Consider the following 24,918-nt stretch of genomic DNA (forward strand, 5'->3'; position numbering starts at 1 on the left):
CAGGTACTCAGATCACGTACTCAGAACACGTACTCACGGCACACGCTCACGGCACGTGCTCAGTCAACGGGTGAGGCTCCTGAGGGAGTTGTCTCCTTCAGGGCCCGTCGGCACAGGGAGTCCGCGCTTCGGGTGGTCTCCGGGAGGCGGTACTTCGGGGTGAGCGCGAGGGTGTGCGCGCAGGCGTTGTCGAGGCTCACCCGGTGGCCGACCGAGACGAAGACAGGCTTGACGTCGTCCTGGGTGCGCAGTGCCCGACCGACCTCCTCCGGGCCCGTCGGTTCGCCCGCGAGCAGCGGGGAGGCACTGCCGCGCCGGGCGCCGGGCTCCTCGTAGGAGAAGGTGAACGGGTTCTTGGCCACCCCGATCGTGGGGAGCCCGGTGAGTACGCCGAGGTGGCTGGCGAGGCCGAAACGGCGGGGGTGGGCGAGCCCGTAGCCGTCGCAGACCACGAGACCCGGCGCGCACGGCAGCGCGTCGAGCACGGCCAGCACGGTAGGGATCTCGCGGAAGGCGAGCAGCCCGGGGACGTAGGGGAAGGAGACCTGTCCGACGGCGGTGGCCTCGGCGACGACGGCGAGGGTCGCCGCGTCGAGCACGACGGCCGCGGCCACGACGACGTCCCGCTCGTCGTCGTACGCCACGTCCACGCCCGTCACCCTGCCGGTGCCGGGCGGCGGCCCGGGCTCGTCGAGCACCACGCGCCCCCGCAGTTCGTCCTGCACGGCGCGGGCCTGCTCCTCGGTCGCGGGCCAACCCGCGGGAATCGGTACGGTGTTCAACGAGGTGTTCATGGTGCCGACGAGCCTAGCGCCGGAGGAAGTCCTGAGGGCGGTCACTTGCCGCCCAGCGCGCGCCTCAGCTCCTCCTTGTTCATGTCCGAACGGCCGTGGATGTCACGGCGCTTGGCCTCCTCGTACAGCTGGTCGTACGTGGGTCCCTGAGCGCCCTGGTGGGAGCGCAGGCCGCCGCGCCTGCCGGAGGAGATGTCCTGGGTGGACGTGCGGCTCGCGGTCTTCGACTCGCCGGACCGGGCCCGCTCCTTGTTCACGGTGCGCGCGGCGATCTCCTCGGCGCGCTCCCTGCTCTCTCCCCTGTCGAGAGCGCTCTCCTTGATGTGCTCGTACTGGCGTTCACGCTTGGGGCTGGAGCCACGGGGCATGGCGGCTCACTTCCTTCCGTGTCGCCGGTCGCTTGCTTGCGCGTCGGTGACACGGGTACCCCACTCGCCACGGGGCACGCGGCGAGTCAGCGCTCCAGACGTGCCACCCGGCCCTTCTCCCCGGACGCCCAGCAGCCCAGGTCGGGGGTGCAGTCCACGGTGTCGTACGAGCCGGTGTCCAGGGTGCGCCAGGTGCGGCCGCCGTCGGTCGTGAGGTCGGTGCCGGTCGGGCCGACCGCGAGCGCGGAGGTGCGGCTGTGCGGGAGCCAGGCGACACCGGAGCGGTAGGCGGGCGGCGGCTGGGCGGCGGGGGTCCAGGTGCGCCCGCCGTCGGGGGTGACGGCGGCCGCCTGGGGCGATGCCTGGTCGGCTCGGTAGTCGCCGCCGACCGCGAGGCCGTGGGCTCGGTCCCGGAAGGCGAGGGCGAAGACACCACGCGCCGGGTCGCCCGCGGGGATCGGCGTCTCGGCCGCCTTCCAGGTCAGTCCCCGGTCGGTGGAATGCAGCACACGCGCGTGTGCGCCCCCGCCGGTGGCCAGCCAGGCGTCGTGCGATCCCGCGCTCACGAGGCACTGTCCACTGGCGGCGAAGCCCGCCTCGCCGTCCTGCGCGGCGGGCATGCCGTCGCTGGGCAGCACCTTCCAGGACCGTCCGCCGTCGCTGGTGGACAGGATGCGGAACCTGCCGTCCACGGGATCGCTCATCGCGAGGCCGTGGCGCCGGTCGAAGAAGGTCAGGCAGTCGTAGAAGGCCTTCGCGTCGGTGTTACGGAAGGACTCGGTCCAGGTCGCGCCTGCGTCGTCGGTCCTGAAGACCCGGGAGGCCTCGCCCTCACCGATGGCGAGGACCACCGCGCGCCGCGCGTCGAACGCCTCGATGTCACGGAACTCCAGGTCGGCGGCGCCGGGCGGCGAGACGTTCCGCCAGCTCGCGCCGCCGTCGGTGGTCCGCAGGACGGTGCCCTTGGCGCCGGCCACCCAGGCGGTGTCCCGGCTGACGGCCGACAGCCCGCGGAAGCGAACGTCGCTGCCGCTGTCCTTGAGCGCCCAGTGGGCCACCTTCCCCGCCTCGCGTGCCTGCGCGGGCGCCGCCGTCAGCGCGGCGGCGAACGCCGCCGCGCACAGTCCCACGGTGACCGTCCGACTCGTACGTCTCGACTTCCCCAAGCCCCTCATGGCGGGCGAAGCTAGCCCACTCCCCCGGCGCCGTCCAGATGGCCTCGGCGGGAACCCGGGGGCCGCGGTTGGTGTCCTCTCCGGTATCGCGGGCATGTCGGAACGAGAAATGGATCACTACGCGTCACCGAGGTGAATGAACTCGGTGACAGAGGTCACTTGGGCTTCAGGTGCACTGAATGGCTCATTCCGTCGTCTCATACATTGCCCGGCCTCATCCGCCCGGAGTTCGTCCAGCCGTCACAAGGGAGCAAGGCGTTGTCCACCGTCATCGAGCAGCCCGTAGAGGCCCGCCTCGTCGCCGCCGCCCCGCGGATGCCGAGCATTCCCGCAACGCTCCACTACGACCGGAGCGACCCCTTCGCCGTCCGTATGACCTTCCCCGCCCCGGCCACGCTGGAGGGCGTGGAGGTCTGCTGGACGTTCGCGCGCGAGCTGCTCACGTCCGGCATGGAGGACTCCGTGGGGTACGGCGACGTACGGGTGCGGCCGTACGGCTACGACCGCACCGTTCTGGAGTTCCACGCCCCCGAGGGCACCGCCGTGGTGCATGTGCGCTCGGGCGAGGTGCGGAAGTTCCTCCAGCGCACGACCGAGCTGGTGCCCGTCGGACTCGAGCATCTCCAGGTCGACCTGGACCACGACCTGGAGGAGCTGATGCGGGGCACCTGCTGAGCGGCACCCCCGCCCTCAGCGAGCGCCGCCCAGCACGGTGTTGAGCTCGGCGTAGTCGAGTCCACCGGTCAGCGAGTCGTAGGTCCCCGCGCTCAGCAGTTCCCGCGCGGCACGGCGGACCACCGCGTGCGCCGCCTGCGCGATGCTCGAGCCCGCGCTGATCCGGGCGACCCCGAGCGCGGCCAGCTCGGCGACGGGCGGTGCGCCGGGACCGACCAGCACATTGAGCGGGCCCTCGACACCCGCCACGAGCGACTTCACCGTCCCCGGGTCGACGGCCCCGGGCACGAAGATCCCGTCGGCTCCGGCGGCGAGGAAGGCGGCGGCTCGCTCCAGGGTCTCCTCGACCCCTCCCGCGCCCCTCAGAACAGTGTCGATACGCGCGTTGATGAACAGCGGGACACCCGCCGCATCCGCTGCCGCACGGGCCGCGGCGATGCGTTCCGCCTGCTCGGCGACCGGGCGCAGCGGGCCACGGCCGGCGTCGTCGCCCTCGCCCCCTTCGCCGTCGTACAGCGCGTCCTCGATGTTCACGCCCACGGCGCCGGCCGCCAGCACCGCGCGGATCGTGTCCCCGACGCCCGCGGCGTCCTTCGCGTAGCCGCTCTCGATGTCCGCGCTCACCGGGACCCGGACCGCGGCGGCGACGCGTGCGACCGCGCCGAGGGCCAGGTCCCTGTCCAGCCGGTCCCCGTCGGCCGTTCCCAGGTCCCAGGCGAGCCCCGCGCTGGTCGTCGCCACGGCGGCGGCGCCCGCCTCCTCGACCAGGCGCGCACTCGCCGTGTTCCAGGCGTTCGGGAGGACGAGTGGGCGGCCGGGGGTGTGCAGGGCGCGGAAGGCGAGGGCGGTTTCGTGGGTGGGGTTCTGGTTCGTCATGGGGACGATCCCATCACCGGGGGCGGGGTGGGGGCTGGCAGGAATGCGACATGTGCGTGGGGCCGGGATGCACTACCGGGTGCGGGCTGCCGGGGGTTGCTCGCGGAGTTCCCCGCGCCCCTTCCCTGGCGCCTCAACCCCCCGTTGCCGCGCCCGAGGTCGATGCCGCCGTGGCCGCCACGACGATCGCGGTGCGCACCTCCTGGATGACCTTCTTCAGCGCCGGGGCCGCCGCTCCGCTGCGGTCGGTCAGCTCCTCGATGCGCTGCTTGTACAGCTTGCGGTCCTTGCCGGACGCCAGCGTGCGCAGTTCGGCCGCGGCGGCGAGGGCGACGAGGGCCGCGTCGCGGTCGGAGACGTCCTCGACGGGCACGGGCCCTTGCAACACGGTCCGTGCCTCCTCCCGCAGCGCCTCCACCGCGGACACCCGCTCCAGCTCGTACTCCACGGACGGGAAGAGCCCGAGCACCCGTTTCTTCTCGGCCCGCAGGTATCCCTCGGCGGCGAGCTGGGCGCGGACCGCGTCCAGGGTGACGCGCGCCCGCAGGGTCACCCACGCCTTCCACTTCCGGGGCCGGGACTCCTCCACCAGTTCCAGGAGCCCGTCGAGGACGAGGTCCCCCGTATGGGCGTCGGCGTCGACCGGTGTGGCGATGCCGTCCACGTCGACGAGCAGTCCGCGCTGGGCGAGCTCCGTGAGGGCGCCGGCGCGCACCAGGTGGTGGAGGTGGGTCGCCCCCGTGACCTTGAGCCTCGTGGTGTCCCAGGCCAGCAGATAGAGCCGGGCGGGCAGCGACAGCGAGCCGTTGGGCACGGCGTCTCCTTCGGGGTCGAGGTCGGGGCCACGTTAATGCGTTGACAGCGTTCAGGGCTGTTCCTACGGTGTACAGCGGTCCTGTTGCCGTCGATTGGAGAAGGACGTTGCTCGTCTGAGGTCTGAGACACCGCGTCACACAGTGGGCTCTCGTCGCCCCCGTGTGCGCAGCGTGCGACCTCGGCGTATGAGCCGTCCTCCGGTTTTACGGGGCCTTCTTTCCGCCCTCCTGACTGGATCGTCGTCACCTCGCGGTGTCCCGAACGCGTGCCCCTGACCGCACCCAGTAATCGCGAGGCCCTCATGTCTGCTTTCCCCACCTCCCTCTCCTGTACCTCCCTCTCCTTCGCCTGGCCGGACGGGACCACCGTCTTCGACGACCTCCAGGTCGCCTTCGGCCCCGGCAGGACCGGGCTCGTCGGCGTCAACGGATCAGGGAAATCCACCCTGTTGAGGCTGCTCGCGGGTGAACTGACCCCGACGGACGGCACGATCCGCGTCACCGGCGAGGTCGGTTACCTGCCGCAGAACGTCACGCTCGACACCGCCCTGCGGGTCGACGAGGCGCTCGGCATCGCCGCCACGCGTGCCGCGCTGCACGCCATCGAGGCGGGCAACGCGGCCGAGGAGCACTTCGACGTCGTCGGCGACGACTGGGACGTCGAGGAGCGGGCGCTCGCCATGCTCGGCGAACTCGGACTCGGGCACGTCGAGCTGGACCGCACCATCGGCGAGGTCTCGGGCGGCGAGTCGGTACTGCTGCGCCTGGCCGCGCTACTGCTGCGCCGGCCGGACATCCTGCTGCTGGACGAGCCCACCAACAACCTCGACCTGTACGCGCGCCGCCGGCTGTACGCGGCCGTCGAGGCCTGGTCCGGGGTCATGGTCGTGGTCAGCCACGACCGCGAGCTGCTGGACCTGGTCGACCAGATCGCCGATCTGCGGTCGGGCGAGGTCACCTGGTACGGGGGCAACTTCTCCGCGTACGAGGAGGTCCTCGCGGGCGAGCAGGAGGCGGCGGAACGCATGGTGCGCGTTGCCGAGGCCGATCTGAAGAAGCAGAAGCGCGAGCTGGTCGACGCGCAGGTCAAGCTCGCCCGTCGCAAGCGCTACGGCCAGAAGATGTTCGAGCAGAAGCGCGAGCCGAAGATCGTCATGGGTGCGCGCAAACGGGCCGCCCAGGAGTCGGCGGGCAAGCACCGCATCCTGCACGAGGAGAAACTCGCGGAGGCGAAGGACCGGCTCGACGACGCGGTGGAGGCCGTACGGGACGACGACGAGATCCGTGTCGACCTGCCCTACACGGCCGTACCGCCGGGCCGCACCGTCCTCACGCTGGAGAACCTGGAGCTGAGGTACGGCGCGCGCGTGGACGGTGTGTTCGATCTGCGCGGGCCCGAGCGGGTCGCGCTGATCGGGCGCAACGGCGCGGGCAAGACGACGCTGCTGCGGACGATCGCCGGGGAGCTGGAGGCCGTGTCCGGCCAGGCCCTGGCCCATGTGCCGCTGCGGTTTTTGCCCCAGCGGCTCGATGTGCTCGACGGGGAGCTGACCGTGGCCGAGAACGTGGCCCGGTTCGCGCCCGCGGCCACCAACAACCGGGTCCGGGCGCGGCTCGCCCGCTTCCTGTTCAAGGGGGCGAAGGCCGACCAGCGGGCGGCGACGCTCTCCGGCGGCGAACGCTTCCGGGCGACGCTCGCGGCGCTGATGCTCGCCGAACCCGCGCCGCAGCTCCTGATGCTCGACGAGCCGACCAACAACCTCGACCTGGCGAGCGTCCGCCAGCTCACCACGGCGCTGGAGTCCTACGAGGGCACGCTGATCGTCGCCAGCCATGACCTGCCGTTCCTGGAGTCGATCGGAATCACACGCCGGCTGCTGCTGGAAGGAGGAGAACTGAAAGAAACCACGGCGGAAGCTGTCGGGTATCCGACATAGCGCCGGTGCCCGGAGGCTGGCTAACGTCAGCTTTCGGGCACCGCCCCGCGTCACGTTCGGACGCGGGTCCGCCCGCCGTCCGGTCCGGGGGTGCCGTGTCGGGGGCTGTTGTGCGCGCGAACGGCGCTGCATGATGTGCGCCGATGCACCCTGCCGATTCGGAGACCGCTCGTGCCCAGCCAGAAAGCCCTCATCCGCAGGCCCAGTCCCCGTCTCGCCGAGGGACTGGTGACGCACATCGAGCGCGAGAAGGTGGACGTCGACCTGGCCGTCGAACAGTGGGAGGCGTACGCCGAGGCGCTGCGCACGCACGGCTGGGAGACCGTCGAGGTCGATCCGGCCGACGACTGCCCCGACTCGGTGTTCGTCGAGGACGCCGTGGTCGTCTTCCGCAATGTCGCGCTGATCTCCCGCCCCGGCGCCGAGTCCCGGCGCGCCGAGACCGCCGGGGTCGAGGAGGCCGTGGCCCGGCTGGGCTGCTCGGTGAACTGGATCTGGGAACCGGGGACCCTGGACGGCGGCGACGTCCTGAAGGTCGGCGACACGGTGTACGTGGGGCGCGGTGGGCGCACCAACGCGGCCGGGGTCCAGCAGCTGCGGGCGGCGCTCGAACCGCTCGGGGCGCGGGTCGTGGCCGTACCCGTGACCAAGGTGCTGCATCTGAAGTCGGCGGTCACCGCGCTGCCCGACGGGACGGTGATCGGCCATGAGCCCCTGGTGGACTTGCCCTCGCTGTTCCCGCGCTTCCTGCCGGTGCCGGAGGAGTCCGGGGCGCATGTCGTGCTGCTCGGCGGCGGGAAGCTGCTGATGGCGGCGAGCGCCCCGAAGACGGCGGAGCTGCTCACGGGCCTCGGTCACGAACCGGTTCTCGTGGACATCAGCGAGTTCGAGAAGCTCGAGGGGTGTGTGACATGCCTCTCGGTACGGCTTCGGGAGCTGTACGTCTGAGCACGCCCGCTCCCCGCTGGGACCCCCACTGATCAGGCACTCTTTACAGCGAACTTAACCTACGGTTTCGTAACCTACGGATACGTAGCCTACGATGCCGTAGGTTTCGTCTCCGCTCGGTAACCCGCCGAGCAACTCGCTCGGCTGCACGCCCGGCAACACGCTCAGTAACTCGCTCAGTAATTTCACGTCCCCCTGGAGCACCCGTGACGATCACTTCTCCCCACCTTGGCAGCCCGTCCACCGACTGGACCGACGCTCGGCTGCTCTACGCGTTGGAAGAAGTGGTCGAGACCGAGCTCAACCGCCACCTCAAGGTGGCCAAGGACTGGATGCCGCACGAGTACGTGCCGTTCAGCGACGCCCGGAACTTCCCCGGCTTCTTCGAGGACGGCGAGGCCTGGGACAAGAAGCAGTCCAAGGTCACGGAGATCGGCCGGATCGCGCTGGTCGTCAACCTGCTCACCGAGGACAACCTGCCGAGCTACCACCACGAGATCGCCGCGCTCTTCGGCCGTGACGGCGCCTGGGGCACCTGGGTGCACCGTTGGACCGCCGAGGAGGGCCGACACGGCATCGTGATGCGCGACTACCTGCTCGCCTCGCGCGCCGTGGACCCCGACAAGCTCGAGGCGTCCCGTATGGCGCACATGAACGAGGGCTTCGAGTCGGACAACCGCCACTCGATGCTGCACACGGTCGCGTACGTCGCCTTCCAGGAGCTCGCGACCCGCGTCTCGCACCGCAACACCGGTCACCAGTCGGGCGACCCGGTCTGCGACCGCATGCTGGCGCGCATCGCGACCGACGAGAACCTGCACATGGTCTTCTACCGCAACCTGCTCAAGGCCGCGTTCGAGCTGGCCCCCGACCTGACCATGCAGTCCGTCCGCGACGTCATCGTCAACTTCCGGATGCCCGGACACGGCATGCCCGGCTTCGAGCGCGCCGCCGCGCAGATGGCCATCGGCGAGGTCTACAACATGCGCATCCACCACGACGACGTGCTGCAGCCGGTGCTGCGCCACCTGAAGGTCCTGGAGATGGACGGCCTCGGCCCCGAGGGCCTGCAGGCCCAGGAGGAGCTCGGCTTCTTCATGGGCGGCCTGGACGCGGAGGCCTCGAAGTTCGACGAGAAGCTCGCGGCCCGCAAGGCGCGGATGGCCGCGCGCGCCGCCGGCTGACCCTCTCCGGTCGAAGCCGCCTCACTCGTACGCCGTCACCTGGTCCAGCGCCGCGTCCCGCACGTCGGCCACCGGGTGGCGGCGCAGTGCTCTCAGCCGCTCACGCCAGGGCGCGGCCCAGCCCGTGCGGGCGCCGATCGCCCCGGTGACGGCCGCCGCGAGCAGTCCCTCGCCGTGACCGCCGTGCGCGTCCAGCCGCCGCACCACGTCCAGCAGGACGTCGGGATCCCCCTCGTGCGCCTGCCGCCGCAGTCGCTCCCCGAGTTCCTGGGCCGTCCGTGCGGCCAGCGCCGGGCGTCCCTCGGTGAGGGCGGCCAGGCGCCGCAGGTCCCCCGGTTCCCCGTCCAGGTCCAGGTGGAACGCCGTGATCGCGGCGGCCTGCGGTACGAAGGCGTCGTACCCGGCGAGCAGCTCGCCGGCGGCGAGAGCCGCGGGCCGGATGGCTCCCGGGGCGGTTCTGGCCTGCTGGGCGAGGCGCACGACGAGGTGGTCGACGCGCCGCCTGGCCGGTCGGTCGCGCCGTTCGTCGGCATCGGCACGGCCGGTCTCCTCCGTCGCGGCGGCCGTCTCCGCCTCCGCCAGCGCCCGCAGCGCCTGCTGAAGGCCCCGGCCGCCGCGCGGTGAGCCCGCCGCCGCGGTCACCAGTCCATTGGCCGCCGCGCGCCAGCTGATGCGTCCCGTCAGATCGGTGACGGCGTCGGCGAGGACCGTCGGCGACTCGGGGGACCAGGGCGCCCAGCGGGCCAGGGCGTCGAAGGCGAGGGTGGCGGTCTCGGGGTCGTCGGTGGAGGACACGTCGCGGACCAGCCCGGCGTACCGCTCGCGGTGGGGTTCGGGCAGGTCCAGCGGGGTGACGCGCAGGATCGCGGTACGGAGCACCGGCTCGGCGCCCGCGGCGTCGCGCAGCAGGCCCCAGACCGGTTCCTCGGCGAGCAGGCCGCCCGTGAAGGCGACGATGGCCGCGCGGACGTCGACATGGGCGCCCGGCGCCGCGTACGCCTCGGTCAGCAGTGCCACCGCCCGTGGCATCGGGAGCCGTACGGCGGCGAGCCGGGCGGCCTCCTTGCGGCTGGTCACCTTGGCGCGTGGCGCGAGAAGCACCGCGCGCAGCTGCGCGGCCAGGTGCGAGGGTGCCGCGTACCGGGATGCCTGCGTGGCCGCGTAGACCGCGACCCGCGCCCGCTCGCCACCCGCGTGCGCCAGCAGCTCGGGCAGCGCGTCGGCGGGCCGGTCCGTACGGGCGAGTGCGGCGAGCGCCGCCTCGGCGAGCAGCACGTCCGCGGAATCGGTCCAGTGACGTACGAGATCGGCGCCGCGGCCCGGGACGAGGGCGGCCTGCGCGACGGCTGCGGCGCGCTCGAAGAGCGGCAGCGCGGCGTCCTCGGCATGGTACGCCAACTGTCGTGCCACCGCGCGCTGTTGGCGTGGCACCCAGCGCCGTATGTCACGGACCACCGGTACGGTCCAGGGGGTGCCCTTGGTCAGGAAACGGCCGTACGGAGGAGCCTCGGCGAGCAGCGGGTCGAGCAGATCGGTGCGGCGCCGGGTGACGATCCCCACGACGGGCCACAGCACGCCCGCGGACGGTTCGAACGCGAGCACACAGGCGACCCGTTCGTCGCGGGTCGCGGGCGGTTCGAGCCATAGTTCGACCGCGCAGCGCATGGTCACGTCATCGCCGTACCGGATGGCCTGCCAGAGCAGGTCCTGCAGTTCGGGCATACCGGCGGCGCGCCGTCCCACCGCGCGGGCGAGCGTGAAGGCGAGGCTGTAGTCGGCCTTTTCCGCGCCCGCCTCGATCCAGGGGCGCAGGGCCTCGTACACCTGGTGCTCCTGGCCGCGCCGCAGGGTCGTGTCGAGGCGGCCGAGGTCGGCGTCACCGGTGTTGCCGGATATCCGGACCAGGGTGCGCAGGGCCCAGTTCACCAACTCCCGCCGCCCGCCCGCCGCGTGCTCGCGCAGGACGGACAGGGCGAGGCGACTGAGGTTCTGCCGGGTGGCGGGCGAGGAGTCGCGGGCCTCGACGGCGTCCGCGGCGATGCGGTCGAGGTGCGGCTCGGCGTCCTCGGTGAACAGCGCGGGGCGTACCCCGGACAGTGCGCCGAGCGCGGCCGAGCGTACCGGGTCGTGTTCGTTGCGCAGCCGGCCCATCTCCTCCAGGACGGAGGTGACGGCCGCGCTGTCGCCGGAGCGGGCGGCGTTGCGGATCAGCAACGGCCAGGCCTCGGCGCGGTCTTCGGCGGCCGGGCGGCGGGTGGCCTCGACGAGTCGGGCGCGCGCCTCCGCGACGGGCAGGAAGGACTCGGCGAGCAGCAGGGAGTTCCAGAGGGCGCCGCGCTCGCGTGCGACGGCGGCCATGCGGCGGGCCTCCTGCGCCACACAACTGCGCGGCAGGACGTCGAGGATGACCGCGTCGATGGTGACGTGTCCGGCCCCTCGGCCTTCCTGGGCGGCCTGGTAGAAGGCGTGGCGTCGCGCAGGCGGCAGCGCCTTCACGAGCGGCGCGAGATCCCCCCAGTCGGCCAGGACCTGGCCGAACGCCAGGAGTTCGGGTGCGTCGGAACGGGCAAGCCTGCGCAGCACGGCGGGGCTCAGGGCCCGGTGGCGGCGCGCGGCGAATCCGGTGGGGGTGAGCAGCAGTCGCAGCAGTCGGCTCGGGTCGGCCGCCGCGAACCGCGGGAAGTGGTCGTGCAGTGGGAGGGGCAGGCCGGCGGGCCCGAAGCGTTCGAGAAGGTCGAGCACGCGCAGGGGCTCCGCCGCGACCGTGGCGGCCACTCCTGGGACGTACCGGCCCCACCAGGTGTCCCGCAGGGCCTCGGGGAGCGCCGCCAACTCGTCTTCGGCGACGTCGAGAAGGGTTCCGGGATGCCGCTTGGCGAGGGTCTTCCAGCCGGTGACGGCGTGGAAGAGTTCGGGCAGCAGCCGGGCGACCGTCTCCGGCGCGCACGCCGGCAGCAGGCGGGCCGCCTCCGCGTCGCCCCAGTCCCGCCGCAACCCTGGCAGCAGCCGGTCGGCCAGTGCGGTGCGCCGTCCCACGACGACCGCGCGCAACAGCTCCCTGCGGACCGCCTCCGGGGCGTCGTCGAGCGCCGACTCGTAGGCGGAGTCGGGCACTTGGAGGCTGTCCGCGACCCGGAGAGCCTGTCCGCGCACAAAGGCGTCCGGGTCGGCGATGCGGTCCGCGATCCACTCGGCGTCGCCGCCGACGGCGGCCGCGACGACGGCGATCCCCCGTTCGTACGGTCCGCGGGATGCGAGTTCTTCCAGCAGGGGCCGCAGGGGGACCGGCTCCCGCACCCGCAGGGCGAGTTCGCGCATGCGCTGGGGGAAGGGCAGCGGGTCGAGGGCGTTGAGCAGACTTTCGGCATGCCGCTGCGGGGTGCGATCCATGCGGGGATTGTGCCTGCTGGAGTACACGCGGCGTACTGATTTCCCGGTGCGCTCCGGCGGGCCGGGGCCATCGTCCGAAACCCGGGGGGGAAGGGGGCGGGGCGGCTGGATTCGAACCATCGTGTTCCGGTTTTGGAGACCAGGTGCGCCTGCCTCTGCGCTACGGCCCCGCCCTTGAGGCCTAGCGTAGCGGCGCCGTGCGGTGGACGCTGCGTACGGCGGCGACGTCGGCGGGGACCGACGGCATCGGGATGTGCGCGCTGAGCGCGTCCAGGCGCCGCTTCACACTGGTCGCGATGGACTGTCCCAGCACGAACCGGGTCGCGGTCGCGGCGCGCGGGGCGGTGTCGAGGAGACGGTGGGCCTCTCGGCTGCGCATGCCGGTGTGGGCGAGGACGAGGTGGGTGAGGCGGTGTTCGGCGCTCGCGAGGGTGTGTGCGATGTCGGTGGCCGCCGTGAGGTCGACGCTGTTGTCGGCGGCGCCGAGCACAGCGGCCGCCCGCACCCGCCCGAGGTCGAGCAGGGCGACCCCCGCCGCGGTCGCCGCCGCCACCAGCCGGGCGGCGGCGTTCGGCCCGATGCCGTTGCTGGCGACGGAGAGCCGGGCGAGCCGTCCGTGCGGTGCCCGTGCCAGCGTGTCGGCGAGACGCAGCGCGCCCGCGTCACCCAACTGTGCGGCGGATACGTAGAGTTCGTCGACCGCGCCCTCGGCGATCAGCGCGGACAGCGGCACCGCGCCCGCCGCGCCCAGCGGATTGCCGCCCACGAACAGCCGCTCGATGCGGCGGCCGTTCTCCGCCGCGGCGAGGAGGGCGTCGGCGAGGACGACGGCGCCCGTCGCGTCGAGCCCGGTCTGCACGAGGTCGAGCGTGCGCAACGACCGTGCGGCCTCGACGAGTTCGGCCGCGGCACGTCCTCCCCCGCTGCCGAGCGGGTTGCGTTTGAGCCAGACGCCCGTGACGACCCGCGGTGAGGCGCGGAGGTTGTCGGCGATGCGGCAGGCGCCGCCCGCGGTGATCCCGTTGCAGCCGAGGTACAGCGTCTCGACCTCGGCACGCGCGGAGACCGCGGCGGCACCCTCGTCGCCGAGCGCGTCGGTGCCGAGCAGCAAGTGGCGTACGGGAGAGGGTCCGTCCGAGACGGTGGACATCTCGGAGAGGGCCTCGGCGACCAGCGCCGCGCCCCGGGCTCCGAGTCCCTGCTTGCACAGGTCGAGGCGCCCGTCGGGCAGCGCCGTACCGGCCGTGAAGTCCAGCCGCTCGCCGGCAGGGCGCCCGTCGCGCAACCAGTCGAGCAGCGGGGCGAGTTCGGTCATAGGGCGCGGTACGACCGCCGGTACGCCCGCGAACCGCGGGTCCGGCTTCCGCTCCGGCTCGGTCACCATTCCGCCTCCTGGTAGTCCTTGAGGAACACCCCGGACACGGGTGTGCCCGCCTCGCCCCGCACGATCGGGTCGTACACCCGGGCCGCTCCGTCCACGATGTCGAGGGGGGTGCGGAACCCCGCGCCCGCCATCCGCTCCTTCTTGGGGGCGGGGTTCTCGTCGGTGATCCAGCCGGTGTCGACGGCACACATGTGCACGCCCTGCTCGGCGAGTTCGGTGGCGCTGGTGCGTGTGAGCATGTTGAGGGCGGCCTTGGCCATGTTGGTGTGCGGATGGCCAGCCATCTTGTTGCGTACGGTGAAGCGGCCCTCGACGGCGGTCACGTTGACGACATATCGCCGCGGGTGGGGCGAGGCGAGCAGCAGGGGCAGCAGTCGGTCGCAGAGCAGTGCCGGGGCGAGCGCGTTGACCAACTGGGTCTCCAGGACCTCGGCCGGGTCGAGTTCGCCCAGCCGGGCCGACCAGGAGTTCTCCGGGGAGGGATCGGGCAGCAGCCCGGCCTCGTCGGCCTCCCGCAACGCCGCGGGGAGCGCCGAGGGACCACCACCGGCCAGCGCGCGCATCGGTGTGAACCCCGGTGCCTCCCGGGCCCCTTCGGGCAGTCCGGCGCGCTCCCCGGCGGCCAGCAGCGCGTACGAGTCGGCGGGCCGCCGTACCGTCTGAGCGGCGTTGTTGACCAGGATGTCGAGGGGCTCGCCCTCCTGCCTCAACTGCTCGCAGATCCCGAGCACCTGGCGCGGATCACGGAGATCCACCGCCAGCACCGTCAGTCGGTCCAGCCACTTCGCGCTGCCCGGTTCGGCGCGGAAGCGACGCATGGTGTCGTGCGGAAAGCGGCTGGTGACCAGGAGTTCGGCGCCGTCGCGCAGCATCATCAGGGCCAGCTGGAAACCGATCTTGACCCGGCCTCCGGTGAGCAGCGCGCGACGGCCGCTCAGGTCGGTGGTGAGCGCACGCCGGGCGGTGTTGTCCGAGGCGCAGTCCGGGCACAGCCGGTGGTAGAAGGCGTCGACCTGTCGATAGGACGTCTTGCAGACATAGCAGGAACGGGGCTTCACGAAGACGCCGCCGCCCCCGGGACGGTCGAGCGGTGCGTCCTCCCGCCGGTCGAGCGCTCCCGTCGCGGTCGCGGCCATCACGGCCGCGTCGGCGGCGGAGAGTTCGGCGCCGCGCACCTTGCGCCTGCGCACCCGCCCGTCCCGCGCGAAGGACGCGGCGACCTGCTCGGCGCGCAGCCTCACCGGGTCGTCGACGGGCAGCGCCCGCAGCTTGCCGACCATGCGATGGAATGCCGCCAGTTCGTCCTGCGTGATCGCGCCGCCGTCACCCATGTGTCCCCGCCCCGCGTGTGCGCCGCCGTGGCCCTGACCGGATTCGAACCGGCGTATCCGCCTTGAGAGGGCGGCGAGTCTGCCTCTGCTCTACAGGACCCTGCTGTCCCGGTCCGTCCGGCCGGACGCAGCCCGGACGACCGGATTCGAACCGGCGTATCCGCCTTGCCAAGGCGGCGAGTCTGCCTCTGCTCTACGCCCGGGTGCGCCACGGCGATCGTAGCCACCGCCACCGGATCGCCCCACCGAATTACGGCAGGGCCCCGGACCGGCCAGGACACCGGACCGGGCAGGACACCGGTCCGGGGCAAGGCGCGGCCCGGACGCGGCTGTTCACGGCGTCCGGCGCGGGGCCCTGCGTCGCAGGGGCCGGTTTCGGCGTCGTTGGGGTCAGTTCTGGTCCGCGCGTCGGAGGCTGAGCCGTTCCTTCTCGGACAGGCCGCCCCAGACGCCGAAGCGTTCGTCGTTGTTCAGCGCGTACTCGAGGCAGGCGGAGCGCATCTCGCACATCCCGCAGATGCGCTTTGCCTCACGCACAGAGCTGCCCGGCTCGGGAAAGAAGAAATCGGCCCCGGTCTGCGCGCACAACGCCTGCTCCTGCCAGGCGGAGTCGGCCGGGGTCATGGTGTCGGTGTGCATGACGAGGATCGTGCCGCGCGGCGAAAAACGTTCGATCAACGTGGGATCAACGCCATGTTCCGAGATACCAGGCGGCTCGCCGCAAAGTATGAAGACAAAACAAACAGAACCGATCACCCAGGGTAATCACAATGGTCCCTCCTGCCCACGGCGGGAGTCCTGGCAGCGATTGTCAGTGGGCGGTGCCAGACTCGGCAGTACAGGCAACGGGACCCCTCAAAGGAGGGCACAACATGCTCACCACCCGCTTTGTCACGGGCGCTCCGAACTGGCTCGATGTCGGCACCCCCGACATCGAAGGCGCCACATCCTTCTATGGCGGCCTCTTCGGCTGGCAGTTCCAGTCGGCAGGGCCCGACGCCGGCGGCTACGGTTTCTTCCAGCTCGCCGGAAAGACCGCCGCGGGCGGTATGCAGACCACCGAGGAGCAGGGCCCGCCCTCCTGGACGGTGTACTTCCAGAGCCCCGACGCGCAGGCCACGGCCAAGGCGGCCGAGCAGGCCGGCGGCAGTGTGATCGTCCAGCCCATGGACGTCATGGGCCAGGGCCACATGGCGATTCTCGGGGACGAGGCGGGTGTGCCCTTCGGTATCTGGCAGCCGGCCCTGACCAAGGGCATCGACGTGGCGGGTGACCCGGGTTCGCTGTGCTGGGTCGAGCTCTACACCCCGGACGAACCGGCGGCCGCCGCGTTCTACAACTCCGTGTTCGGCTGGGAGACCTCGGCCGCCGCGTTCCCCGGGGGCACGTACACCTGTATCAACCCCGCCGGGGCGGAGGAGTCGGACATGTTCGGCGGCGTCGTCCCGCTGGCCGACGACCCGACCGAGGCCCAGTCGGGCGCGTACTGGCTGCCGTACTTCGAGGTCACCGACACGGACGCCACCGTCAGCAAGGCCCAGGAGCTGGGCGGCACGGTCCGCATGCCCGCCACGGACCTTGAGGGCGTCGGCCGCATGGCGAAGCTCGCCGACCCGTACGGGGCGCGCTTCGCGGTCATCAAGAGCGCGTCGCGGGAGGGCTGAACATACGGGCCGAGTCGGTGGGGCCCCTGCGCTTGGGCCCCACCGGCCTCCTCATGGCCGGAGCCGCCGGGCCCCCCGTCCGGGGAATGCACCCTCGGCCCCCGCGCCGAGGGCTCCGCGCCCCCGGCGGCTCCGACGAGCCCGACGAGCCCGACGAGCCCGACCGATATCATCAGTTCCGGGGAGTACTCCCCGGTACTTTCGGGAGGCGACATGGTGAAGGTCGACGTGAACGGGCCCGATCCGGTGCGGCGGCGCGACGCGCGGCGCAACCGTGAGCTGTTGGTCGAGGCGGCTCGCGAGGTGTTCGCCGCGCAGGGCCTGGACGCGCCGCTCGATGTGATCGCACGCCGGGCCGGTGTCGGAAACGCCACGCTCTACCGGCACTTCCCCAGCCGCGCCGCACTGGTCGACGCGGTCTTCCGCGACTCGCTCACGCAGACCATGGACGCAGGAGACCGGGCCCGGACCGCCGAGGACGCCTGGGCGGGTCTGCTGGGATACGTCGAAGAGGTCTTCGAGGGCCTCGCCGCCGACCGCGGCGCCAACGATCTGATGACCACCCACCTGGAGGGCGTCCACTCCCTCGACTCCGTGCACGCCCACAACCGGGAGACGGTGGAGGTGCTCCTGCGCCGCGGCCGTGAACAGGGCACACTCCGCGACGATCTCACCACCGAGGACCTCCTTGTCGCGCTGGCCGTGCTCGGCCGCGCCGTCCCGGCCCTCACGAGCACGGCCCCGGACGCCTGGCGCCGCCCGCTCGCCCTCCTCCTCGACGGCCTGCGCGCCTCCCCCACCGCCGCCCCGCTGCCCGAGCCGTCGCTCACCGCGCCCCAGCTCGGCACGTTCCTGGGCAACTTGGGACCGCACCGGGACTGACGGAAGCGAACGGAGGCGCACCGGAGCGGACGGGCGGGCCACGGGGAGCAACGGTCCTACGCGGAAAGCCGCCGTACCAACGTCGTCGGCAGCACCACGCCGGCGGGGGCGCCGTCCGCCCCCTGCTTGCCCGCCCGGCGATCGAGGTCCCGCAGCAGCAACCTGGCCATCAACCGGCCCATTTCCTCTATGTCCTGACGGACCGTCGTGAGCGGTGGGTCCGTCTGTTCGGCGACCGGCAGCATGTCGTCGAAGCCGATCACGGCGACGTCGTCCGGCACCCGCCGCCCCCGCTCGCGCAGCACCCGCAGGGCTCCCGAGGCCGTCAGATCGTTCGCCGCGAACACCGCGTCAACCTCCGGGCAGCGCTCCAGCAGCTCCCGCATCGCACGCTCGCCGCCCGCGGGCGTGAAGTCGCCCTCGACGACGAGCCGCGGATCGGCGTCGCCCATGACGTCCCGGAAGCCGTCGAGCCGGTCGACCGCGGACGTCTGGTCGAGGGCGCCGGTGATGTGCGCGACACGCGTGCGGCCGAGTCCGACGAGATGGCGCACGGCCTCGCGGGCGCCGCCCCGGTTGTCGCTGTCGACGTAGACGGCCCGCCGCGCGCCGTCGCCCCAGCCGGGTCGCCCGCCGAACACGGTCGGCACGCCCGCGCCGTGGATCAGCTCCGGCAACGGATCGTCGAGGTGCAGCGAGAAGACGAGCGCGCCGTCGACATGGCCGCCGGCGAGATAGCGGCCGACGCGCGCGTGGTCGTCGCGGCCCTCGGTGAGCAGCAGGACGAGCTGCGAGTCGTGCGCGGTCAGCTCCTTGCTGATGCCGCGGAGCTGGAGGGCGAAGAAGGGGTCGGCGAAGACCCTGGTCTCCGGTTCGGCGATGACGACGGCGACGGCGTCGTGGCGCCGGGTGACCAGGCTTCGGGCGGCCTGGTTGGGGACGTAACCGAGCTCCTCGACGGCCCGTCTGACCCGCTCGACGAGCGGTTCGCGCACTCCGTCGCCGCCGTTGACGACGCGCGAGGCGGTGGCCCGTGAGACCCCGGCCCGCGCGGCCACGGCCTCCAGCGTGGGGCGCGACGCTGTCTCGGTCACCTCAGGGCTCCTCCTCGGCGGTTGCCAAGAAGGATAGCCCCGGGCAGCACACGATGAGAGCGCTCCCCGACCGACGTCCACCCCGCCCAAAGCCCGTTGCGCGGGCAGCTCCCCCGGCGAGGATCACACCATGACCATGAGAAAGGCCCATGTCGCCTGACCGCCCGACCACCTCCGCGAGAATCCGTACGACGCGCTCGTCGTCACGGTCGAGGAAGGTGGGCGACCGTACGAGACAGAGTTCAGTGCGGTACGAGCACGGTTCGCCCGGCGTGGGCGACGCCATCGCAGATCTCCTGGTCGACGAGGCCGGTGACATCTGGGTCGGGCCGCCACCGCAACGACAACTCCACAGGCCCTAGGGCCTGTCCGGCGGATCATGCCGGAGACGCGGGGTCTGGCACGCCCATCTGCGCTTATGAGGCGGCGGTACTTTCCTCCGACCTGATCCGCCGGACAGGCCCTAGCCGTCCTCGCGCTTGGCTCGGCTCGGTTGTACCCGTTTGGGCTCGCCCGGCATCTTCGGGTACTCGGGGGGATACGGCAGGTCCCCGAGACCGTGGTCGTGTTCGTCGCGGCTGGCCAGCTCCAGGAGCGCTTCGAGGGAGAAGGCGTGGTCGTCCATGTCGGCGTGCACATCGCCGAGTTCGGCGAAGCGCTTGGGCATGGTCGCCAGGTCGAAGTCCTGGGGAAGCGCGTCGCCCACCTCGTCCCAGCGCAGGGGCGCGGAGACGGGGGCGTGCGGGCGGGGCCGTACCGAATAGGCGGAGGCGATCGTGCGGTCCCGCGCGGTCTGGTTGTAGTCGACGAAGATCTTCTCGCCGCGTTCCTCCTTCCACCAGGCGGTGGTCACCTGCTCGGGCATCCGGCGTTCGAGTTCGCGCCCGGCGGCGATCGCGGCCCGGCGGACCTGGGTGAAGGTCCAGCGCGGCGCGATCGGGACGAAGACGTGCAGCCCGCGACCGCCGGAGGTCTTGGGCCAGCCGCGCAGATCGCCGTACTCGTGCAGGACCTCGCGCAGTTCATGGGCTGCGCGCACGGCGTCGTCGTAGTCCGTGCCGGGCTGTGGGTCGAGGTCGATGCGGAGTTCGTCGGGGTGGTCGACGTCGTCGCGGCGCACCGGCCACGGGTGGAAGGTGAGGGTGCCGTACTGCGCGGCCCACACCACGGCCGCGACCTCGGTGGGGCACATCTCGTCGGCGGTGCGCCCACTGGGGAAGGTGATGTGCGCGGTCGGGATCCAGTCGGGCATGTTCTTGGGCGCCCGCTTCTGGAAGAAACTCTCGCCCGTGACGCCCTCCGGGTACCGCTCCAGGGTGGTGGGGCGGTTGCGCAGGGCGCGCAGGATGCCCTCGCCGACGGACAGGTAGTACTGGGCGAGGTCCAGCTTCGTGAAGCCGCGCTCCGGAAAGAAGATCCTGCCCGGGCTGGACAGACGTACGGTCCTCCCGGCTGCGTCGAGTTCCACCGCATCGGCCATGCGAGCCACGGTAGGCGCACCTCGCACACCTCGCACACCGGGCGAAAGGCGTCGTGTCGCCGCAGAATCGAAGCATGGATCTGCCGGTGATGCCGCCCGTGAAGCCGATGCTCGCCAAGTCCGTGGCGAAGATCCCGCCGGACATGCAGTACGAGGCGAAGTGGGACGGGTTCCGCGCGATCGTGTTCCGCGACGGCGCCGAGGTCGAGCTCGGCAGTCGTACCGGCAAGACGTTGACCAGGTATTTCCCCGAGCTGGTGGCGGCGTTGCGGGAGCGGCTGCCGGAGCGCTGTGTGATGGACGGCGAGATCGTGATCGCCAGGGAGGGCCGGCTCGACTTCGACGCGCTCACCGAGCGCATCCATCCCGCGGACTCCCGGGTACGGATGCTGGCGGAGAGGACTCCCGCCTCCTTCGTGGCCTTCGATCTGCTGGCGCTGGCCGACGAGTCGCTGCTGGACGTGCCGCTCGGGGACCGGCGGGCTCTGCTGACGATGGCGCTGTCGGGGGTGACGGCCCCGGTTCACGTGGCACCGGCGACCACGGACCGCGAGGTGGCGGAGCGGTGGTTCGAGCAGTACGAGGGCGCGGGCCTCGACGGGGTCATCGCCAAGCCGCTCAACCTGCGCTACCGGCAGGACGAGCGGGCCATGTTCAAGATCAAGCACGAGCGCACCGCGGACGTCGTCGTCGCGGGGTACCGCCTTCACAAGAGCGGGCCCGTCGTCGGTTCCCTGCTGCTCGGTCTGTACGACGACGGGGGCGCCCTCCAGCACGTGGGGGTGAGCGCCGCCTTCCCGATGAAACAGCGGGCACAGCTGGTGGAGGAGCTGGAGCCGCTGCGCATGGAGGACGTCGAGCGGCATCCCTGGGCGGCCTGGTCGCAGGAGTCGGCGCACGAGTCCGCGCGGCTGCCGGGCGCGCCCAGCCGGTGGTCGACGAAGAAGGACTTCTCCTGGGTGCCGCTGCGTCCCGAACGGGTGGCGGAGGTGGCGTACGACCACATGGAGAACGGCGTGCGGTTCCGTCACACGGCCCGCTTCCGCCGCTGGCGCCCGGACCGGACCGCGGAGAGCTGTACGTACAGCCAGTTGGACGAGCCCGTCGGGTACGACCTCGCGGAGATCCTCGGCCCGCAGAACTGACTCCGTCACCCGCACAACCGACCCGCGCTCCGATCGGTCCAACAAGTGGGCTGATCGGCCCAACTCGGCGCACGCGATAGAAGTGAGCGGGTATGGCCACCGATGAACCTATGAGCGCACCATCGATGGCACGGGACAGGGTGGCACGTTGAGCATGCGACAGATGGCGCGGACGCGGTGCGGCGCGATGACGGCGGCGCTGCTGACCGTCGCCGCGGCCGGCTCTCTGATGACGGGCTGCTCCTCGGGCGGTAGCGCCACCGACGACGGACGTGCCCCGGCACCGAACCGCATCCAAGGGCAGGAGACGGGACCGGCCCAGACCCCCTCGGGCGCCGCCAGTGCCGGTCCCGTACTCGCCGTGAAGATCGACAATGTGACTGCGGCGCGCCCTCAAACGGGTCTCGACGCCGCGGATGTCGTCTACGCGGAGCAGGTCGAGGGCGGTCTGAGCCGGCTGATGGCCATCTACGCGAGCAAGCTGCCCAAGGCCATCGGGCCGGTGCGCAGTGCGCGCGAGTCGGACCTGGAGCTGCTGCGCCAGTTCCACACGCCGACGCTCGCCTTCTCGGGTGCCCAGCACAAGCTGCTGCCGGTCATCGCCAAGGCGCCCCTGCACGCGGTGTCGGCCGACGAGGGCTCCAGCGCGTACTACCGCAGTGCCTCCAAGGTCGCCCCCCACAACCTCTTTCTGCACCCGCAGCAGCTCATGCGCTCCGCGCCGGGGGCCGCCGCCCTCACCACCGGGTTCCACTTCGGTGCCGCCCCGGCGGGTGGGAGCCCGGAGACCTCCCGCACGGTGCGCTTCCCCGCGGCCCGCTTCACCTTCGCCTGGTCGGCGAGCAAGCACCGCTGGCTGGTGTCGATGGACGGGACGCCGACGGTGACGACGGACGGGAAGCGGGTGGCGCCCGCGACCGTCGTCGTGCAGTACGTGAAGGTGCGCAACTCCAAGTACCACGACGTCCTCGGCAACAACACGCCGTACACGGAGACGGTGGGCTCGGGCACGGCGAAGGTGCTGCGCGACGGCAAGGTCTTCGACGCCGACTGGAAGCGCCCGACCGCCGGCGACGGCACGGACTTCACGACCACCGACGGTGCGCCGATGAACTTCGCGAAGGGGCAGGTGTGGGTGGTCTTCGCCCAGGCATGACGACGAAGCCGTGACCGTGGCGGGCGACGGGACTTGTGGGACTCATGGGGCTATCGGGCTCATCGGGCGGCGGGGCCTACCCGATGACCACCACTCGTGCCCACGCGGGCGGTGAGTCCGGTGTGTAGTCCGGATCGTCCTCGTCCCCCGACCCGGCCGCCGACTCCCGGGGGAACAGACCCACCACCGTCCGGCACGGTGGCCGGTCCGGCCACGGCGTCTGCCCGTCCGTCAGAACCACGACGACGTCCGGTCGGGGCTGCGCCCGGAGCGCCTTGGCGAAGCCCGTGCGCAGGTCCGTACCCCCGCCGCCCACCAGCGGTATCCCCTCGGCACGGCACAGCGGGTGCGCGATCGGGGCCGCCGCGTCGCAGGGCACTACGGTGACCAGGTCGCGGCGGCCGCCCACGGCGCGGGAGATGGCGGTGACCTCGAGGAGCGCGCTGCCCAGTTCGGCGTCACTGACCGACCCGGAGGTGTCGATGACCACGCAGACCCGAGGCGGCCTGCGCCGCAGGCTCGGCAGCACGGCCCCGGGCACCCCGGCCGAACGCCGCGACGGCCGGCCGTACGTGTAGTCCTCCCCCACGCCGGAGGCCGAGGCCGCCGAGCGGACCGCCGCGCCCAGCAACTCGCGCCAGGGCTGCGGCGGGTGGAACGCCTCGTCCGCCCACCGCCGCCACCCGTTCGGGGTGTCTCCCGGACGGGCGGTGATGCCCTGCGCCACCCGGAACCGGACCGCGTCCTGTTCCTGCGGGCTGAGGCCGTGCGCGCCGTCCGGGCCGAGGTCCCACTCCCGTTCGAGTCCGTCGGCGCCGCTTCCGCAGTCCAGCCAGGCCAGGCTCTGGGTGAGCGCCCCGAGGCGGAACTGGCGCAGGTAGTCCTCCATGAGCTGTCCCTCGGGCAGCTTCAAGAACCCTGGCGTGACGACGCCTTCGGGCCGGAGCAGTCCGTCGCCGAACGCGTCGTCGTTGATCTCGCAGTCCGCGGCGATGTTCATCCGCAGCCGTTCCCCCGGGCCGGTCAGTCCGCGCTCCCGCGCGACCCTGTCCCCGCGCCCGTGATGGTCGCGCAGGAGGTGCGACACCTCGTGCACCCACACCCCGGCCAGTTCCTCCACCGGGGTCCGGTCCACGAACGCCGGCGAGGCGTAGCAGCGCCAGTGCCGGTCGACGGCCATCGTCGGTACGCGCCGCGACTCCACGGTGTGCAGGGCGAACAGCGCCGTGGCCAGGTAGGGCCGGACCCGGGCGGCGTGCAGCCGGGCGGCGAAGAGCTTGTCGAGGTCCAGTGTCCCCGGTGCGGGCGCGGGCGCCGTCATCGGCCGGCCTTCGCGGCGGCCGCGGTCCGGGCCGCCGCCCGGTCCGCCCGTCGGGACAGGGACACCGCTCCGGCAAGCCGCTCGATCGCTGCCGGAACGTCCCAGTCCTCCTGGCGCAGCGAGGCGAGTGTGGTCGCGGGGACGACCACGAGGTCCGGGGCTCCGGTCTCCAGCGCCCGCACCAGAAGCGCCCATGCCGCGTCCCAACGGGACTTCTCCGGACGCCCACGGACCGCGGCCACCACACCGTCGAGCACGGCTTGGCGGAGGTCCCCCCGCTCGGGCAGGTCGGCACCCGCCGGGTCGGCGAGCAGCGTCTCGGGGTCCGGGAGGTCCATCCGGTCCAGGCTTGCCAGCAGTTCCAGCCCCGGACCGTCCCCCACTGTGCCCCTGACCAGCAGGGAAAGCACTTCCCGGGAGGAGCCGGCCGCGGTGGCGAAGGCGATGAGGCCCAGGGTCATCTCCCAGCTTCGGGGCGACGGCCAGGGGCCGCCCCGGCGCGTCTCGTTGCTGGGCAGCCGGTGCACGAGCCCAGGCCGGGCGGAGAGGAGCCCGCACACCGCGCGGCGGGCGACGTCCACGGCCTGAGGCAACCGCTCCGGGTCGAGCCGGGGCAGCGTCGCCCGCGGCCACGTCCCACCGAGGCCGCGTACCACGACCTCGTGGTCGTGGGTCCACTGAAGATGCACGAACCGGTTGGCCAGCGGCGGACTCAGCTCCCAGCCGTCGGCAGCCGAGGACCGCGGATTGGCGGCAGCCACGATCCGGACCTCGGGCGGCAGTTGCAGGGCGCCGATCCGCCGCTCCAGGACGAGGCGAAGCAGGGCGGCCTGGACGGCCGGTGGCGCGGTGGACAGCTCGTCCAGGAACAGCAGCCCTCGGCCCGCCCGTACCAGTCGCACGGCCCAGTCCGGCGGGGCCATCGGGACACCCTGCTGCGCGGGATCGTCTCCGACGATGGGCAGTCCGGAGAAGTCGGACGGCTCGTGCACGCTGGCGATCACGGTGGTCAGCGGAAGGTCCAGGGCCGCGGCGAGCTGTGTCAGGGCCGCGGTCTTGCCGATCCCCGGCTCACCCCACAGGAGCACGGGCAGGTCGGCGGCCACGGCCAGCGTCAGTGCCTCCAGCTGGATGTCGGGGCGCGGTTCGGTGCCGGCGTCACGCAGCAGGGCCAGCAACGCGCCGGCGACGTCCATCTGAGAGGCGGGGGCCGGGTCGGACGGAGTGTCGGTCACAACGAATGGTGTACATGTGGGCATATTTCATCACCTTTGGGTCGTGGTGGAACAAGCGGGTGGG

General features: G+C 72.2%; 21 protein-coding genes and 3 tRNA genes. 8 read left to right on the forward strand and 16 right to left on the reverse strand.

Annotated elements, in window-relative coordinates; genetic code table 11:
• Positions 1–59: 59 nt before the first annotated feature.
• From ACFZDJ_RS46375 to ACFZDJ_RS46385, 3 genes are all read right to left on the reverse strand, one after another.
• Entirely contained in the window at positions 60–794 is a 735-nt protein-coding gene (locus ACFZDJ_RS46375) for an endonuclease V (RefSeq protein ID WP_391068447.1), read from the reverse strand.
• Between the two features lie 41 nt (positions 795–835).
• Positions 836–1,162, reverse strand: a complete 327-nt coding sequence (locus ACFZDJ_RS46380) for a plasmid stabilization protein (RefSeq protein WP_266631991.1) — start codon at positions 1,160–1,162, stop codon at positions 836–838.
• Between the two features lie 86 nt (positions 1,163–1,248).
• Complete coding sequence (locus tag ACFZDJ_RS46385) at positions 1,249–2,337, reverse strand: WD40/YVTN/BNR-like repeat-containing protein (RefSeq protein WP_391068450.1); 1,089 nt, start codon at positions 2,335–2,337, stop codon at positions 1,249–1,251.
• A gap of 258 nt (positions 2,338–2,595) precedes the next feature.
• Here ACFZDJ_RS46385 and ACFZDJ_RS46390 point away from each other — a divergent pair, with 258 nt between their 5' ends.
• Positions 2,596–3,012: an SsgA family sporulation/cell division regulator gene (locus ACFZDJ_RS46390; protein WP_384914978.1), complete on the forward strand. Its 417-nt coding sequence runs from the start codon at positions 2,596–2,598 to the stop codon at positions 3,010–3,012.
• 15 nt (positions 3,013–3,027) lie between these two features.
• On the opposite strand, the gene ACFZDJ_RS46395 is transcribed toward ACFZDJ_RS46390, so the two are convergent.
• Together ACFZDJ_RS46395 and ACFZDJ_RS46400 are read right to left on the reverse strand one after the other, a co-directional pair.
• On the reverse strand, positions 3,028–3,888 hold the full coding sequence (locus tag ACFZDJ_RS46395; protein WP_391068452.1) for an isocitrate lyase/phosphoenolpyruvate mutase family protein: 861 nt from the start codon (positions 3,886–3,888) through the stop codon (positions 3,028–3,030).
• Between the two features lie 133 nt (positions 3,889–4,021).
• Complete coding sequence (locus tag ACFZDJ_RS46400) at positions 4,022–4,702, reverse strand: GPP34 family phosphoprotein (RefSeq protein WP_390928912.1); 681 nt, start codon at positions 4,700–4,702, stop codon at positions 4,022–4,024.
• A 303-nt stretch (positions 4,703–5,005) separates the two neighbouring features.
• Here ACFZDJ_RS46400 and ACFZDJ_RS46405 point away from each other — a divergent pair, with 303 nt between their 5' ends.
• From ACFZDJ_RS46405 to ACFZDJ_RS46415, 3 genes are all read left to right on the forward strand, one after another.
• A complete protein-coding gene (locus tag ACFZDJ_RS46405) occupies positions 5,006–6,640 on the forward strand; it encodes an ATP-binding cassette domain-containing protein (protein WP_391068455.1) in 1,635 nt (544 codons plus the stop codon).
• Between the two features lie 171 nt (positions 6,641–6,811).
• The gene (gene ddaH / locus ACFZDJ_RS46410) at positions 6,812–7,588 is read left to right on the forward strand and encodes a dimethylargininase (protein ID WP_391068457.1); all 777 of its coding nucleotides are present in this window, start codon (positions 6,812–6,814) and stop codon (positions 7,586–7,588) included.
• A 206-nt stretch (positions 7,589–7,794) separates the two neighbouring features.
• Positions 7,795–8,772 carry an acyl-ACP desaturase gene (locus ACFZDJ_RS46415; RefSeq protein WP_190168283.1) on the forward strand — a complete coding sequence of 326 codons (978 nt, stop codon included), beginning with the start codon at positions 7,795–7,797 and terminating at the stop codon, positions 8,770–8,772.
• Between the two features lie 21 nt (positions 8,773–8,793).
• Here ACFZDJ_RS46415 and ACFZDJ_RS46420 read toward each other — a convergent pair whose 3' ends face one another.
• From ACFZDJ_RS46420 to ACFZDJ_RS46450, 7 genes are all read right to left on the reverse strand, one after another.
• On the reverse strand, positions 8,794–12,162 hold the full coding sequence (locus tag ACFZDJ_RS46420; RefSeq protein ID WP_391068460.1) for a hypothetical protein: 3,369 nt from the start codon (positions 12,160–12,162) through the stop codon (positions 8,794–8,796).
• A 95-nt stretch (positions 12,163–12,257) separates the two neighbouring features.
• Positions 12,258–12,334 (reverse strand) — tRNA-Trp (locus ACFZDJ_RS46425).
• Between the two features lie 9 nt (positions 12,335–12,343).
• Positions 12,344–13,546, reverse strand: coding sequence for a ribonuclease inhibitor (locus ACFZDJ_RS46430; RefSeq protein WP_391068463.1), 1,203 nt, complete (start codon positions 13,544–13,546; stop codon positions 12,344–12,346).
• Positions 13,540–14,877 carry an SDR family NAD(P)-dependent oxidoreductase gene (locus ACFZDJ_RS46435; RefSeq protein WP_391068465.1) on the reverse strand — a complete coding sequence of 446 codons (1,338 nt, stop codon included), beginning with the start codon at positions 14,875–14,877 and terminating at the stop codon, positions 13,540–13,542. Before ACFZDJ_RS46435 ends, ACFZDJ_RS46430 begins: the two co-directional genes overlap by 7 nt.
• Before the next feature lie 28 nt (positions 14,878–14,905).
• A tRNA-Glu gene (locus tag ACFZDJ_RS46440) sits at positions 14,906–14,977 on the reverse strand.
• A gap of 31 nt (positions 14,978–15,008) precedes the next feature.
• Positions 15,009–15,080 (reverse strand) — tRNA-Ala (locus ACFZDJ_RS46445).
• A gap of 187 nt (positions 15,081–15,267) precedes the next feature.
• A complete protein-coding gene (locus tag ACFZDJ_RS46450; RefSeq protein WP_177324188.1) occupies positions 15,268–15,516 on the reverse strand; it encodes a WhiB family transcriptional regulator in 249 nt (82 codons plus the stop codon).
• A gap of 233 nt (positions 15,517–15,749) precedes the next feature.
• On the opposite strand from ACFZDJ_RS46450, the gene ACFZDJ_RS46455 reads away from it, so the two are divergent.
• Together ACFZDJ_RS46455 and ACFZDJ_RS46460 are read left to right on the forward strand one after the other, a co-directional pair.
• The gene (locus tag ACFZDJ_RS46455; RefSeq protein ID WP_391068468.1) at positions 15,750–16,541 is read left to right on the forward strand and encodes a VOC family protein; all 792 of its coding nucleotides are present in this window, start codon (positions 15,750–15,752) and stop codon (positions 16,539–16,541) included.
• Between the two features lie 213 nt (positions 16,542–16,754).
• Positions 16,755–17,423 (forward strand): TetR/AcrR family transcriptional regulator, encoded by a 669-nt coding sequence (locus ACFZDJ_RS46460; protein ID WP_168513638.1) that lies wholly within the window; start codon positions 16,755–16,757, stop codon positions 17,421–17,423.
• Between the two features lie 56 nt (positions 17,424–17,479).
• Here the strand turns inward: ACFZDJ_RS46460 and ACFZDJ_RS46465 are convergent, their stop codons facing one another.
• Entirely contained in the window at positions 17,480–18,517 is a 1,038-nt protein-coding gene (locus tag ACFZDJ_RS46465) for a substrate-binding domain-containing protein (RefSeq protein WP_390928927.1), read from the reverse strand.
• A 463-nt stretch (positions 18,518–18,980) separates the two neighbouring features.
• A complete protein-coding gene (ligD, locus tag ACFZDJ_RS46470; RefSeq protein WP_384915004.1) occupies positions 18,981–19,997 on the reverse strand; it encodes a non-homologous end-joining DNA ligase in 1,017 nt (338 codons plus the stop codon).
• Between the two features lie 74 nt (positions 19,998–20,071).
• On the opposite strand from ligD, the gene ACFZDJ_RS46475 reads away from it, so the two are divergent.
• The gene (locus ACFZDJ_RS46475; protein ID WP_168513632.1) at positions 20,072–21,142 is read left to right on the forward strand and encodes an ATP-dependent DNA ligase; all 1,071 of its coding nucleotides are present in this window, start codon (positions 20,072–20,074) and stop codon (positions 21,140–21,142) included.
• 154 nt (positions 21,143–21,296) lie between these two features.
• The gene (locus ACFZDJ_RS46480; protein WP_391068543.1) at positions 21,297–22,298 is read left to right on the forward strand and encodes a DUF3048 domain-containing protein; all 1,002 of its coding nucleotides are present in this window, start codon (positions 21,297–21,299) and stop codon (positions 22,296–22,298) included.
• Positions 22,299–22,374: 76 nt separating this feature from the next.
• Here the strand turns inward: ACFZDJ_RS46480 and ACFZDJ_RS46485 are convergent, their stop codons facing one another.
• Positions 22,375–23,619, reverse strand: coding sequence for a VWA-like domain-containing protein (locus ACFZDJ_RS46485; protein WP_384915079.1), 1,245 nt, complete (start codon positions 23,617–23,619; stop codon positions 22,375–22,377).
• Positions 23,616–24,878 (reverse strand): AAA family ATPase, encoded by a 1,263-nt coding sequence (locus ACFZDJ_RS46490; RefSeq protein WP_391068471.1) that lies wholly within the window; start codon positions 24,876–24,878, stop codon positions 23,616–23,618. Before ACFZDJ_RS46490 ends, ACFZDJ_RS46485 begins: the two co-directional genes overlap by 4 nt.
• Between the last annotated feature and the right edge of the window lie 40 nt (positions 24,879–24,918).

Origin of the sequence: Streptomyces sp. NPDC007896, assembly GCF_042959425.1 — a bacterium.
Lineage (GTDB): Bacteria > Actinomycetota > Actinomycetes > Streptomycetales > Streptomycetaceae > Streptomyces.